9 protein-coding genes are annotated in these 14,993 nt (G+C 34.4%); 4 read left to right on the plus strand and 5 right to left on the minus strand.

All coding sequences use genetic code 11. The features are described 5' to 3' along the window. Nucleotides 1-167 precede the first annotated feature (167 nt). From ACM55G_RS11360 to ACM55G_RS11370, 3 genes are all read left to right on the plus strand, one after another. Nucleotides 168-2,939: a bifunctional aconitate hydratase 2/2-methylisocitrate dehydratase gene (locus ACM55G_RS11360; RefSeq protein ID WP_416844043.1), complete on the plus strand. Its 2,772-nt coding sequence runs from the start codon at nucleotides 168-170 to the stop codon at nucleotides 2,937-2,939. A gap of 129 nt (nucleotides 2,940-3,068) precedes the next feature. Beyond that, nucleotides 3,069-5,336: an aconitate hydratase gene (locus ACM55G_RS11365; protein WP_416844044.1), complete on the plus strand. Its 2,268-nt coding sequence runs from the start codon at nucleotides 3,069-3,071 to the stop codon at nucleotides 5,334-5,336. A 635-nt stretch (nucleotides 5,337-5,971) separates the two neighbouring features. Then, nucleotides 5,972-7,456 carry a LysM peptidoglycan-binding domain-containing protein gene (locus ACM55G_RS11370; protein WP_416844045.1) on the plus strand — a complete coding sequence of 495 codons (1,485 nt, stop codon included), beginning with the start codon at nucleotides 5,972-5,974 and terminating at the stop codon, nucleotides 7,454-7,456. 434 nt (nucleotides 7,457-7,890) lie between these two features. Here the strand turns inward: ACM55G_RS11370 and ACM55G_RS11375 are convergent, their stop codons facing one another. Together ACM55G_RS11375 and ACM55G_RS11380 are read right to left on the minus strand one after the other, a co-directional pair. Beyond that, nucleotides 7,891-8,346, minus strand: coding sequence for a VOC family protein (locus ACM55G_RS11375; protein WP_416844046.1), 456 nt, complete (start codon nucleotides 8,344-8,346; stop codon nucleotides 7,891-7,893). A 43-nt stretch (nucleotides 8,347-8,389) separates the two neighbouring features. Beyond that, complete coding sequence (locus tag ACM55G_RS11380) at nucleotides 8,390-9,442, minus strand: glycosyltransferase family 9 protein (protein ID WP_416844047.1); 1,053 nt, start codon at nucleotides 9,440-9,442, stop codon at nucleotides 8,390-8,392. Between the two features lie 405 nt (nucleotides 9,443-9,847). Here ACM55G_RS11380 and ACM55G_RS11385 point away from each other — a divergent pair, with 405 nt between their 5' ends. After that, nucleotides 9,848-10,075 carry a CDGSH iron-sulfur domain-containing protein gene (locus ACM55G_RS11385; protein ID WP_416844048.1) on the plus strand — a complete coding sequence of 76 codons (228 nt, stop codon included), beginning with the start codon at nucleotides 9,848-9,850 and terminating at the stop codon, nucleotides 10,073-10,075. 92 nt (nucleotides 10,076-10,167) lie between these two features. Here ACM55G_RS11385 and ACM55G_RS11390 read toward each other — a convergent pair whose 3' ends face one another. The 3 genes from ACM55G_RS11390 to ACM55G_RS11400 all read right to left on the minus strand — a co-directional run bounded on the left by ACM55G_RS11390 (nucleotide 10,168) and on the right by ACM55G_RS11400 (nucleotide 14,974). Further along, nucleotides 10,168-10,959, minus strand: coding sequence for a C1 family peptidase (locus tag ACM55G_RS11390; protein ID WP_416844049.1), 792 nt, complete (start codon nucleotides 10,957-10,959; stop codon nucleotides 10,168-10,170). A gap of 710 nt (nucleotides 10,960-11,669) precedes the next feature. Beyond that, nucleotides 11,670-12,065 carry a VOC family protein gene (locus tag ACM55G_RS11395; RefSeq protein ID WP_416844050.1) on the minus strand — a complete coding sequence of 132 codons (396 nt, stop codon included), beginning with the start codon at nucleotides 12,063-12,065 and terminating at the stop codon, nucleotides 11,670-11,672. Nucleotides 12,066-12,580: 515 nt separating this feature from the next. Then, nucleotides 12,581-14,974 carry an AAA family ATPase gene (locus tag ACM55G_RS11400; protein WP_416844051.1) on the minus strand — a complete coding sequence of 798 codons (2,394 nt, stop codon included), beginning with the start codon at nucleotides 14,972-14,974 and terminating at the stop codon, nucleotides 12,581-12,583. Nucleotides 14,975-14,993 lie beyond the last annotated feature (19 nt).

The raw sequence follows: 14,993 nt of genomic DNA on the forward strand, positions 1-14,993 counted from the left end.
TATTCTTTTTATAAATATTATGATTGAAATGGCATCTTTTGCTGATTTTTTTAAATTCTCATCTTTAATTCTTAAGTTTGCATCACAAATAAAATAAACTAATATTATGGCTTTTTTATTTTGAAATAATCAAGGAAATCTGCCATATAAAATGAAAATACATCATTATGAATACTTATAACGATTACATCAAGGAGATCGAAGAACGAAAAATTCAGGGACTTCACCCAAAGCCAATTGATGGTGCCGAATTGTTAAGCGAAATCATTACGCAAATTAAAGATTTAGATAACGAATATCGAGAGGATTCTCTTAATTTTTTTATTTACAACACTATACCTGGAACTACTAGTGCAGCTGGTGAGAAGGCTGAATTTTTAAAGGAAATCATACTTGGTGAATCTATAGTTAAAGAAATTACAGTAGCTTTTGCTTTTGAGTTATTATCACACATGAAAGGTGGGCCTTCGATTGAGGTGTTGCTGGATTTAGCTTTAGGTAATGATGTTGCTATTGCGAAAGAATCGGCAAAGGTTCTTAAAACACAAGTTTACCTTTACGAGGCGGATACACATTGTTTAGTGGAGGCCTTCAAAAACGGTAACGAAATCGCTAAAGAGATTCTAGAAAGTTACGCTCAGGCTGAGTTTTTTACAAAACTGGCAGCAGTAGCTGACGAAATCAAAGTTGTTACTTATGTTGCTGGTGAGGGAGATATTTCGACTGATTTGCTCTCTCCAGGTAACCAAGCTCATTCGCGATCTGATCGTGAACTTCATGGTAAATGTATGATTTCTCTTCAAGCACAAGAGGAAATAAAGGCACTTCAAGCACAACATCCAGACAAGAGCGTGATGTTGATTGCTGAAAGAGGTACTATGGGTGTGGGTTCATCAAGAATGTCAGGTGTAAATAACGTGGCTCTTTGGACTGGTAAACAAGCAAGTCCTTATGTTCCATTTGTTAATTTTGCTCCGATTGTTGCAGGAACAAATGGTATTTCTCCAATTTTTCTTACTACTGTTGATGTTACTGGAGGTATTGGTCTTGATCTTAAAAACTGGGTAAAAAAACTGGACGAAAATGGCGATCCAGTTCGCAATGAAAGCGGTGACCCTATTCTCGAGGAAGCCTATTCTATTGCTACTGGTACTGTTCTTACAATCAATATAAAAGAAAAAAAACTTTATAATGGTGACAAAGAGCTGATTGATATTTCTAAGGCATTTACCCCTCAGAAAATGGAATTTATAAAAGCTGGTGGGTCATACGCAATTGTATTTGGTAAAAAACTTCAGACATTCGCTGCGAAGGTTCTAGGTATAGATGCTCCTCTTGTATTTGCCCCATCAAAGGAGATTTCTCATGAGGGACAAGGTCTTACTGCAGTAGAAAAAATATTCAATAGAAACGCTGTTGGTAGCACTCCAGGTAAAGTGTTACACGCTGGTTCGGATGTTCGTGTAGAAGTTAATATCGTAGGTTCACAGGATACCACTGGTCTTATGACTGCTCAAGAATTGGAATCTATGGCTGCTACTGTAATTTCGCCAATCGTTGACGGTGCATACCAATCTGGATGTCACACTGCTTCAGTATGGGATAAGAAAGCTCAGGCTAACATTCCAAAACTGATGAAATTTATGAACGACTTCGGTTTGATCACTGCTCGTGACCCCAAAGGTGTCTATCACGCAATGACTGATGTAATTCACAAAGTACTTAATGATATTACTGTAAATGAGTGGGCTATCATCATTGGTGGTGACTCTCATACAAGAATGTCTAAAGGTGTTGCTTTTGGTGCTGACTCAGGAACAGTTGCTCTTGCACTTGCTACTGGTGAAGCTTCAATGCCAATTCCTGAATCAGTGAAGGTGACGTTCAAAGGAGATATGAAGAGTTATATGGATTTCCGTGATGTGGTTCATGCTACGCAAGCTCAGATGCTTCAGAAGTTTGGAGGAGAGAACGTATTTCAAGGTAAAATTATTGAGGTTCACCTTGGAACTCTTAATGCTGACCAAGCATTTACGTTTACTGACTGGACTGCAGAAATGAAGGCAAAAGCTTCTATCTGTATTTCTGAAGATGATACCTTGATTGAATCACTAGAGATTGCGAAGAGTAGAATCCAGATCATGATTGATAAGGGTATGGATAATGTTCCACAAGTACTCAACGGATTGATTAATATTGCTGATAATAGAATCGCCGAGATTAAAACAGGTGAGAAACCAGCTCTGATTCCAGATGCAAATGCGAAGTATTTCGCTGAACTTGTTGTTGATCTTGATCTGATTGCTGAACCAATGATTGCTGATCCTGACGTGAATAATATTGACGTTTCTAAACGATATACTCACGACACCATCAGACCGCTATCTTTCTATGGAGGAGATAAAAAAGTTGATCTTGGATTTATTGGTTCTTGTATGGTTCACAAGGGAGATATGAAAATCCTTGCTCAAATGCTTAAGAACATAGAAGAGCAAAAAGGTAAGGTAGTGTTTCTAGCGCCACTTGTAGTAGCACCACCTACTTATAATATCGTAGATGAACTTAAAGCTGAAGGTGACTGGGAAGTTTTACAGAAATACTCTGGTTTTGAATTCGACGATAATGTTCCTAAAGCTGCTGCACGTACAGAATATGAAAACATGCTATATCTAGAGCGCCCGGGATGTAACCTTTGCATGGGTAATCAGGAAAAAGCTTCTAAAGGAGATACAGTGATAGCAACTTCAACTCGTCTTTTCCAAGGAAGAGTTGTAGAAGATTCTGCAAGTAAAAAGGGAGAGTCATTGCTTTCATCTACACCGGTCGTGGTTCTGTCAACAATTCTTGGTAGAACTCCTACTATAGAAGAATATAAAACGGCAGTTGAAGGTATCAACCTAACTAAGTTTGCACCTCCTCATAAGTTGTTAATAAAATAATCACATGATTGGATAATCATAATTCAAAAGCCCGAGTTCATATAAACTCGGGCTTTTTTTTATTCCTACTCAATTTTTTTGTATCTTGTGATGTTTTAAATAGAATAAATAATCAATTATATAACTCTTATGGCTTTTGATATTGAAATGATTGAAAAGGTGTACGCAAATATGACATCTCGTGTTGATAAAGCACGTGAGCTAGTTGGTCGTCCACTTACTTTAACGGAGAAAATTTTATATAACCACCTTTGGGATGGAACTCCATCTAAAGTTTTTGCAAGAGGTGCTGATTATGTTGATTTTGCTCCAGACAGAGTTGCTTGCCAAGATGCAACAGCTCAAATGGCATTATTGCAATTTATGCATGCAGGAAAGAAAACAGTTGCAGTTCCTACAACGGTTCACTGTGATCACTTAATTCAAGCAAAAGTAGGAGCTTCAAGCGATTTAGCTGTAGCAAATAAACAATCGAAAGAAGTTTTTGATTTTCTTTCTTCAGTTTCTGATAAATACGGAATTGGTTTTTGGAAACCAGGCTCAGGAATTATTCACCAAATCGTTTTGGAGAATTATGCATTCCCCGGAGGTTTAATGATTGGTACTGATTCACATACTGTAAATGCAGGTGGATTAGGAATGTTAGCTATTGGTGTTGGTGGAGCTGATGCAGTAGATGTAATGTCAGGGATGTCATGGGAATTAAAATTTCCAAAATTAATAGGTGTAAAATTAACTGGAAAACTTTCTGGTTGGACTGCACCAAAAGATGTAATCCTTAAAGTAGCTGATATTCTTACTGTAAAAGGAGGAACAGGAGCTATTGTTGAATACTTTGGAGAAGGGGCTACTTCAATGTCATGTACGGGAAAAGGAACTATTTGTAATATGGGAGCCGAAATTGGAGCTACAACATCTACATTTGGTTATGACGAGTCGATGAGAAGATATCTTTCTGCAACAGGTCGTCAAGATGTAGTAGATGCTGCTGATAAGGTAGCTTCTTACTTAACTGCTGATCCAGAAGTATACGCAAATCCAGAAACTTATTTTGATCAAGTTATCGAGATTAACCTTTCTGAATTGGAGCCGCACATTAATGGTCCTTTTACTCCCGACAGAGGTACGCCAGTTTCTAAAATGAAAGAAGAAGCTGCTGCTAATGGATGGCCAATTAAAGTAGAATGGGGATTAATTGGTTCTTGTACGAACTCTTCTTACGAAGATATGGCTCGTGCTGCGTCTATCGTTAATCAAGCCGTTGAATTGGGGATCAGTCCAAAAGCGGAATTTGGTATCAACCCAGGTTCTGAGCAAATTAGATATACAATAGAAAGAGACGGAATCATCGCTACTTTCGAAAAAATGGGGACCAAAGTATTTACAAATGCTTGCGGACCATGTATTGGACAATGGGATAGGGCTGGAGCAGATAAAGGAGAAAAAAATACAATCGTTCACTCTTTTAACCGTAATTTCTCTAAACGTGCGGATGGTAACCCAAACACACACGCTTTTGTAACATCTCCAGAAATGGTTGCTGCTTTAGCAATTTCGGGTCGTTTGGATTTCAATCCTATTACTGATACTTTAATCAACGATAATGGGGAAGAAGTAAAATTGAGCACTCCTTATGGTGATGAATTGCCTAAAAAAGGATTTGCTGTAGAAGATGCAGGATTTCAAGCACCAGCTGCTGATGGATCAGGAGTTCAAATTGCAGTTAGCGAAACTTCAGATCGGTTGCAATTATTGGCACCATTCCAACCTTGGGACGGTAAAAATATTTCAGGAGCTAAATTATTGATTAAAGCTTTCGGAAAATGTACTACAGACCATATCTCTATGGCTGGTCCATGGTTGCGTTTCCGTGGTCACCTAGATAACATTTCAAATAATATGTTGATAGGAGCAGTTAATGCTTTTACGGATAAAACCAACTCGGTTAAAAACCAATTGACTGGTGTGTATGATGCAGTTCCTGCAGTAGCACGTGCGTACAAAGCTGCTGGAGTTCCTTCTATTGTTGTGGGAGATCACAATTATGGAGAAGGATCTTCTAGAGAACACGCTGCTATGGAACCTCGTTTCTTAGGTGTTCAGGCGGTATTGGTGAAATCATTTGCTCGTATTCACGAAACAAACCTTAAAAAACAAGGTCTTTTAGGATTAACATTTGCTAACGAAGCAGATTACGATAAAATTCAAGAGGATGATAGTATCAATATCACAGATTTAGTAGATTTTGCTCCTGGAAAACCTTTAACATTAGAATTCGTTCACGCGGATGGAACCAAAGATATTATCTTGGCAAACCATACGTATAATGAAGGGCAAATTGGTTGGTTCGTAGCTGGTTCAGCATTAAATTTAATTGCTGCTGCGAGTAATGCATAAGTAAATTAAAATATTTTTATATTCAAAACTCTCAAGGCAACTTGGGAGTTTTTTTTGATCATCCTGAATTTATTTCAGGAGCTATTTCTTGCTACCGTTTCAAAAGGCTTTCTACTTCCAGCAGGGCTAGAAATCGGGTGAAAATTTCTTTAGAATCTACCATTTTTGGGAAATAAATAATTAGCGTTGTTTTAAATAAAATGAAATTTTTTGTTCTAAAAAGCCCTAAAAAATGCTGAAAAACAGGTATTTTCTTTATTTTGCACATTAAAACCAAAAAAACATTGTTTTTTAAATTTTATAACTTAAATTAGCTTTTTGTAGATAAATTTTTAGTGAAGCTTTTTTTGATTGTAAACAAATCATCACTTTATTAGAATATTTATTTTGAGCGCAACAATACATTAGGATTGTACTGCGTTACTGTTTAAGTTGCTTTTGCAATTCGAACAAAAAATCAACTAGATTTTAAATGAAAACATTCTTACCCTTTTTTTTGAAAAGAGATAAGTTTTTTTATGAATTTTTTTAAGACCAAAAATAGTTGAAAAAGAAACCCTAGCGAGATTTAATAATTATATCCCGAAATTGCTAAGGAGAATAAAAATGGGGTAAGTAATTTGAAATAAAGGAATATGAGTTTAAGATTTATTGTAACATTGTTTTTATTGAATAGTATTGTACTTTTTTCCCAGGAAAGCACCAGGAAACATACCATCATAAAAGGGGAAACTATTTCGAGTATTGCAGAAAAATATGATGTAAAACAAAGCGAAATATATAAATTAAATCCAAAAGCCAAGAATCTATTAAAACTCAATTCAGTCTTATTAATTCCGGTTAATGCTCCAAAAAACACCACTACTAAATCTAAGATTGCAACAAAGTATTCCAATAAAGAACACGAAGTGCTTGCCAAAGAAACACTTTACGGAATCGCAAGACAATACGGAATCACATTACAAGAATTAAATGAAGCCAATCCTACATTAGAAACTTCAGGATTAAGAATAGGTCAAAAAATTGTAATTCCCATTAATGCAATTTCAACAGAAATCGCTGTTGTTCCCCAAGTAAAAAAGTCTTTACAAAAAACATCAGTAACCGTTGAGAATCAAATTGCTGAAACTGCTATTAGAGAACAAACTACTATAGAAGTTTTGCCAAAAGAAACAAAGTATTCCATTACAAAAAAATACGGAATCACAATAAAGGAATTTGATAAAGCCAATCCAACATTAGGGGTTAAATCACTTAGAGTGGGGCAAAGAATTAATATTCCTGTAAACGGATCTCTAAAAACTGAAATCGCAGTTGCACCACAAGAAAATAAAATACAATCTACACATGAGCAAAATGTTACAGCTCAACCAATAAATGATTTGCCAAAAGGACCCTCAGTAATTGTTGCAACATCAACCGAAAGTTCAAATACTTCAAATGAAAATATTGTTCGGGAAGTGTTACCAAAAGAAACCAAATACGGCATTGCAAAACAATATGGAATTACGGTTCAGGAACTAGAAAAACAAAATCCTGAAATTAAAAATAAGCTACGTGTTGGGTATAAATTAAACATTCAATCAGCTAATGCAACTAATGTAAAAGTAGCAGTTTTAGAAACTGAAAATATTACAAATGAGTTTACAAATACTGAAAACGATAGCGAGAAATATGAAAATGTAGAAAGCGATAATGGGGATTTCAAAAGTTTTGTAAAACCAGCTTCAAATCCTAATTTTTTAGATGAATTGATAGAAACAGCTTCGTCTAATATTGGGACAAGATACCAATCAGGTGGGACTTCAAAATCAGGATATGATTGTTCTGGTTTAATGTGTACTACATTTGGGGCTTTCGATATTAAATTACCAAGAACTTCTTTAGAACAATCCCGTTTAGGAGTTGTAGTCAATACAGAAGATGCTCAAAAAGGAGATTTAATTTTCTTTAAAACCAATGGAAGAAGTCGTATCAATCATGTTGGAATGGTTGTTGAAGTTTGCGATGGTGATATAAAATTCATTCATGCCTCTGTAGGTGGTGGAGTTGTAATTTCATCTGTTAAAGAGAAATATTATGAAAAAAAATTAACACAAATCAATCGAGTTTTACAATAATCGAATTTTAGTAAATTTACTACTTCTTATATAAAATGGAAACTCCTCAGGAAACTGAGGAGTTTTTTGTTTTTTATTAAATTCAATTTCATCTTTAAACTTTTATGGCTCATAGATTTACAGTGGCGCCATCGTGTGTTTTAGATTAAAGAAAAGAGATAACGATTAACTCATTACTGTTTTGAGTTTTTTATATTTCCTCACCTTATTTATTTATCGTATTATTTAGTTCAAAAAAGAATTTAAACCAATACTAAAAAATTGCAAAAGATACACAAAGAAAATAGTACACAATTTAGAATAAAAGTATCATTTTTCACACATCTAATTAGATGTGGTTTATTGTTTTTTTTTGCGAAAGAATAGAGAAGAGTTTACATTTTTATTGCTCACTTATGGAATGTAAGGATAAAGCAATAGCTTTTAAAAGTAATCTATTTTTCGACACTGTTTACTTCAATCCAATAACCATCGGGATCCTGAAAATAAATCTGTTTAATGCCATCAGCACGAACGTTGATTTTATCACGCGTTCCAGGCCAATCCGAATAGGTGATCTTTAGATTTTCTAATACTTTTACCAGTCCATCAAAGTTAATGGCTTTAAAAGCAAGATGTATCGCTCTATTTATTGTAACAGGTTCTTTGATAGTGGAGACTAGATGTAATTCTTTTCCATCTCCCAAAGAAATCCAACGAATACCTTCTTTTCGTGTAAGATTAGTAATTTCTTTTAGTTTCAAAACGTGAGTGTAAAAATCAACCGAACGATCCAAATCTTTTACCGAAAGCGCCGCATGATCCATAGTTAACGAAAATGAGTTTTGGTCCTGTGCCCAAATTGATCCAGTAAACACGAATATAAGAAGTAAAAAGAATATTTTTTTCATAGCTATTTAATTTATTTTTTTTAGGGAGCAAGATAGTGCTAAATCAGTTAGCAGTAAGAATACGATTGATGATTTTAATACAATCATCCGTATTAATGTTGTTTGTGTTTATTGCCACACTATTATTGTTGTAAGGTGCATACATATTTAGATTAGGGCGTGAAAATAAACCAACAGTAGGTGTTAGTGATGCACTAGCCAAGTGCATAATACCACTATCTGCACCAATAAAAATTTCTGTATTTGCAATTACCGACCCAATTTCACGAATATCTTTACTGTAAAAGGTAGGTGCTTTAAATCCAATTTGTGAAATGTTTTCAACGGGCAAAACTTCAATAATGTTATAATTTGGGTATTCTTTTTTTAATCGATCATAAAATTCTTCCCACCAAGATTCTGAATAGCATTTGTCATCAGTGGCATAAGTAAAAATAGAAATTGTCTTTACATCGTTTTTTACTATTTCTTTCACTATTTTTTGACCTTCAGCAATTTCTGAAGAACTTAGCTTAATGTCTAATGATGGAACAGGATTCTCCTTTTTATTAAATCCTAATTTGGTTAAAAAATTTCTAAATTCGTATACCGGATATTTTGCAATATGCTCATAATCGCTATATTTCAATTGTATGTTTTCATCAACTTCGCCAAAAAACTTATATTTTGCATTAGCAAATTGCGCAGATAACCTTCCCGACGAAGAACCTTTATCTACGTTAATGACAATGTCATAGTGTTGTTTTTTGATTTTTATCCAAACTTGAAAATAACTTATTAAATTTTTAAAAGGTTTTTTAGGAAGCTCAATAATGTGATTGATGTTTTGGTAATTTTGAAAAACAATTGGAGCTAAACCACCTTTTACAAATAGATCAATTTTACACTCTGGAAAAGTGGCGATAACTTCTTGCACAAGCGGCGTAATCAACAAAAGATTTCCTAATCTATGATTGGGCCTTGAAATTAAAACTCTTTTAATTTCGATTTTTTGAGTCAAATCAATTTTTTGTTTTTTTTGTGAACTGCCAATGTTTTTAGTCAGGCTGTGTGTTACTATCCTTCTATATTCATTTACTTTTTTTAAGACACTCATGCTTTAATATTATAGGGTATTAAATTCTTTTTAGTTACAATTAAAAAGGGTGTGAATCTTTTATGTGAAAAACATAAAATGAGAAAACACTGCCCAATGTACTTCGTACTTGACAAATGTACAATATAGATGTAAATCATTCAGCTTATACCATAAAATAAAAACGGGATACGAATCCGAATTTAGATTCTGTGTGAAGCCACCTTTCTATAGCAGGAAGTTTGGTTGTGATTGATTTGGTGTTAGATCTGATTTGGTTCAGTTGGCTACTATTACTTCATGATTTACCTTTTGCATAATATAGAATTAATGTAAATTAGCTTTTTGCATCATAAAAGAATCCGGATTTAAAAGTGGTAAGCATATATTTTGCAATCTTTGAACTCTAAAAAATTAAATTGTATTATGAGTAAGACTAAACTAATAGTTAATCGCAATGGATCTATAAAAATAGAGGGTGATTTCGAAATAATGGACTTTGAAGGGAAAGTTTATGGACTCGAAGGAAGAACTGCATTGGGTCTTTGTCGTTGTGGATTATCCTCAAATAAGCCTTTTTGTGATGGTTCACACCGTAACAATTTTGAACATGAAGCAGAAGCATTTGACTTACCGCCAATGAAAACCAAGTAAAGAATCTCGTTTTCTTCTTCACAGGACGAGACAAGTTCCTAAAACAAACAAAGCCGCACAGTTGATGCGGTTTTATTTGTTTGCTTTTATTCTTAAAGTAATATCCCGTATGCCTCGCAAAATGCCTTGGTTACATATTCGTTTGAACAATAAACATAACCATTGTCGCAAAAATCGGTACCCCAGCTGTTGCGAACGATGAAATAATCTTTTGTGTATCCCACAATGGCCACAGCGTGACCACCATTTAAACTTTCCTTATCATACACTTTAAACTGGTGTTCTGAGGTTCGAACCCACTGACTATCTGTGTCCACCAAAGCAAGTACAGGACCTTGACTTGAAATCCACATGCGTAAATAATCTACATTACAATCATCGTTGTTGATTACTCTGTAGTACCCTTTAATCCTCATCTGCCCGGCTAAATCAGTGAATTCCGTTGTTTTGAATTTCTTGCTGAATTGGTATGTGTCTAAAGGAAGGTTCTTTTCATGAACAGCACCATATTTTCGTAATACGTCCAGTGCAGCTTTCAAGCATACGCCGGAATTAATGTCTTCGGGTGTTGTAGTAGCATCTAAATCTGTTTCTTTAGCAGCCATCCAAGTTAACCATGACGAGAGTTGATCGTCTTTGCTGATACGGTTTTCTTTAACAAGATGCCATCTAAGTAATCCATGTGTAGACGCCCAACCGACGCATGCAGATGTTTCGAGTTGATCTCCAACTTCCCACCAGTCTTCACGCAAATCAAAAATCTCAGGAAAGTCAGTTATTACTAGTCCTTCAACAATTGCCTTATCGAGTGTCCAATCGTTTTCTTTATCAAAAGAGGGAACACAATTTAGTATTCTACCCGTTACGCTACCTCCTGCTGGCATAAATTTTGGTTTTAGTGTTTATAATCGGATACAATATAGATGTTAAGGATGGTTTTTGCAAATGTGTGGATATGTTGTTAAAATACTTGAAAATAATGTATTTTTCTTTGTTAAAAAACGAGAAGTTTTAAACGTCATTTCGAGCCTTTTGTAATATACGGTGTGAAGTCTCCCGATTTTGTACGTTGTTATAGTAATTAAGTCGTGAAGTAATTTGGAATTTTGATTCAATTTTAGAAGCCTGAATCCTTGGTTTAATGCCGCGTCCCAACCGAGATGTTCTGGACTTAGATTCATGTATTTTCGATGGTATAAAAATGCAATGTTGTGATTATTTACTATAAATCATCCTCAGGAGTTCTATTTCCCTTCACTGCGGATTGAAATTCACTGTATTCTAGCATGGCCTGAACAAATTTAGACTTACCCACACAGGTACGTCTTTTAGTTATTGTAAAACCATGTTATGTCCCAGAATTTTCGGGAGTGTAACTTGACTAAAAATATTGAAAGTAAATAAAAGTAAAACAGTTAAAGATAAAAAGATCAATTTTTTGGAATACATATTTTTATATTTTAATGAGGCACGGATGACCAGAGGTCAGCCCATGGATAAAGATAAGTCAGTATTTTTTTCTGATTGTCGGTATTTAGAAAAGTTGGTCAGAACTGATGGTGTCATTTGGTGAAAGAGATTGCGGCAGGATGAATTACATTCCCGGCCAATATAAGACATTAAATTTGTGACCGTCTGGATCTGCAAATCCAAATGTGTATCCCTTTTCAAATTCCTGCGGTTCAGCATAAATTTTTCCGCCAGCTTTCTTGACTTTTATGAACCATTGATCAACTTCTTCTTTACTTTGAGCGGAAAGAGAAAAAATTACCTCGTTTTGTTTTTCAAGATTTGCAGCGTCACTGTTCGCAAAGCTTTCAAATCTTGCTTTTACAAAGAAATGAATGATAAATTTATCCTTGCCAAAAAAGAAACTCGACAACTCTTCCGTACGAGCGCCATTTGTTTTAAAATTTAATGCTGTGTAGAATTTGGTTGTCCTGTCTAAGTCATTTGAGACAAGATTCGCCCATATCATTTTAGGTTCCATAAATTTAATTTTAAATATATATTTGCGAAAACTAAGGTATGGATTTAATGTTTTTCTTTCCAAAAAAGGCATATTGAATTGCGATTATTGTTCTGTTATCAGAAAAATCGTTACTAAGGTTTTAGTGTACTTACGCAGATATGTAAAGAATGAGGTTCGTTTTGATTAACTTCAAATCAAGCATAAAAAACTACTCAAAACCGGGATTCTTGTTCTAGTTCTTTGATTGAGATTAGGATTGCTGACCTAGCATTGTGGGCGCAAAGTCGGGAGATTTTGCTCAGTATGGACCGGCTAAGACTTCGGGGAGTGATTTTTAACACAAAAATGTTGACGGGAGGAAAAGAGGTTATTAGATAGTTTGACGTCCCGCAGCTTGGCGATGTGGCGGAATAAGGAAGCCCTATTTTCGGATTTGCCAAATCATCCCAAATAGAAAACCAACTTTACATTAAGCCAAATGCCCAAATCCGTTGTAGTGGCTGTTACCAGCTGGGCTTTTATGTGTTATGTTGTCATAATCGGGTTTCTATCAAAGTAAGAGTATCTTGTATTAAATTGTCCAATTCGGTAACTGTAATTGTATTTGGATTCATACCTAATGTGGTATAATCAGGATTAGGATCTCCGTGATGAGATTTCCAAGAGACACCATTTATTAAATGTAGTTTTGATATTATGTCCGCTCTATTTGTGTTGTCTCTAAATGTAACTGGAAATGTATTTAGAAACGAAATTAATCTGCCGAAAGTTGGTTGTCCTGTCAGTGAACGAATTTCTTTGTAAAATTTAAATCGCAAATGTGCTTCTAAAACATTTCTTAGCCTACCTAAAATAGAATCTCTTAAATTAATATCAGGGTTACTTCTAAATGATTCTAATCTTTCAATGTGTTTGAAATAATCAATTTTGACCAATTCGTCTAAATCGCAAACTTCAATTTTTGAAGCTTTCGCTAAAAAATCTTCCGTTATGCGAAGTGTACATTTTTGAGCTATGGCAATGTCTTTTCCAACTTCGTGAAGAAAAAATTCATTGTGGCTCAAAACAACTACTTGTTTTAATTGCTGAAACAATGATTTAATAATCCCGATCGTATATGTTCGTCTGTTTGTGTCTAAACTTGATAAAGGGTCATCAAAAACTAAAATTTTATTCTGCTTGTTTGTGTCTAGGTCAAGTTTTGATAAAAAGAAAGCTAAAGCTATTGTGCTTTTGTCGCCTTCACTTAAACATTCTTTTGCATTAAATGGTTGGTTGGGTGCAAATGAAATATCTTTTCCGTCAATTGTCAGTTTGTATCCGATTTGGCTTTGTGTAGCTCTTCCTCGTGGCGCAACGTGAACAACATTGTCAATTCTGAAATGCGTTCTAAAAACATTTCCTAAATAATGGTTTATTTGAGTTTGGTAATTATTGAAAAAGGCTGTTGCTGACGTTTGTTGTTGTTGAGACAATTGTGTATATGTTGTTTCTAATCCTCTTAATGTTTGTTTTTCAGTAGTAAGTTGAATACAAAATGTATCAATAGGAGTTTCAAATCTCTTTTTAATCCTTTTCAGTCTATCTACTTCAGGTTGTGCAGTTGCAACAGTTTGAATGCTTGAAAGAAAAGTTGATATTGCAGTATTGTATATTACTACATTTTGATTGTAATTAACAATATTACTATTAATTGCTAGTTCAGAAATTTCAAAAGCATTAGCAGTCGCGGGAGCCACTGCTAATGTTGGATTCTGTATTTTTTGTTGAACCGCTGTAATTAAATTTTGAAATTCTGTTCTTAAATCAGTTTCATTAGCAATTATATTAAATGCTGGTGGTTGAATAGTATTTGGTAAATGTGCTGTCCAATTTAAAATTCTTCCTGTGTTAGTTTGATTTACATTGTTTATTAATTGTATAGTCGCTTCTAAATTAAAGTCTTGAAGTGATAATAAATGATTTTGAAGTCTTTCAGTCAAAGCATTAAAATCAGCGTTGAATTTACTTGCAAAAGACATTAGAATATCAGAACTCGCATCAATGGACTGTGTACAAAATGGGCAGGAAATACTTAATTCAGTATTCTCTTGTTTGTTTTCAACATATGCAAATCCTTTTTGTAACCAACTTTCAGGTCCAACTATCGTGTTAGCAGATAAATCTAAACAGTGTTGAGAAAACAAAGTCTCTAAAACTGTATTTTGGATAGTTTGCGATGTGGTCTGTAAGTCAACAATAAGAGAAACAAAGTTTATACCTGTAGTAATTCTTGTAAGATTGGAAAGAGGTTGTAGCGTTTGTATTATTTTAGTTGCATTTGCACTTGCTAAAACAGTCTCTGCGTTTGTAATTAATTGGTCGATATTAGCCGTTTCTGAAATAGGAATAGCTAAAAAGCTATTAATTAAATCAGGTGTTAGATTATTTCCGACTTGTTGAATTAGTTGCGTTTCAATACTCGTTTGAGTTTGTCTTGAAGTTGCTTTTGCAATTTTATTTTGCTCAATTTGGTTTTGGATAGCAACTCCTTGAGCACCAATTACAAATTGATGTAATTGTTTTCTATGTTCATCGTTAAAATCAAAACCAGAATAAATATTTTCATTGACAAAATGAATGTCAAAAATTTCAATATCTGAAAATTGAACTGACCAACCTCCGGAACCGAAAGTATGAAAAATATTTGTTGGCGTTGCTCTTTGCGTAATCTGTGCAACTTGTGGTATTGTATGATTTGTAGAAATTCTACTTCTGATTATGTCGGGGTTATTTGTTGTTAAAGAGCGAAAAACAGATGTTAAAGTAGTTTTTCCACCTCCATTATCCCCATAAATTAGGGTAAGTTTATTAAAATTAACTTGTCCAACAGCATTGTAGTTGCGGTATTTCCCAATGGAAACAAGACTTTCTACCTTATTTATCATATTTCAATTTGTTTGTGTC

It is taken from the genome of Flavobacterium algoriphilum, assembly GCF_048158655.1.
Lineage (GTDB): Bacteria > Bacteroidota > Bacteroidia > Flavobacteriales > Flavobacteriaceae > Flavobacterium > Flavobacterium algoriphilum.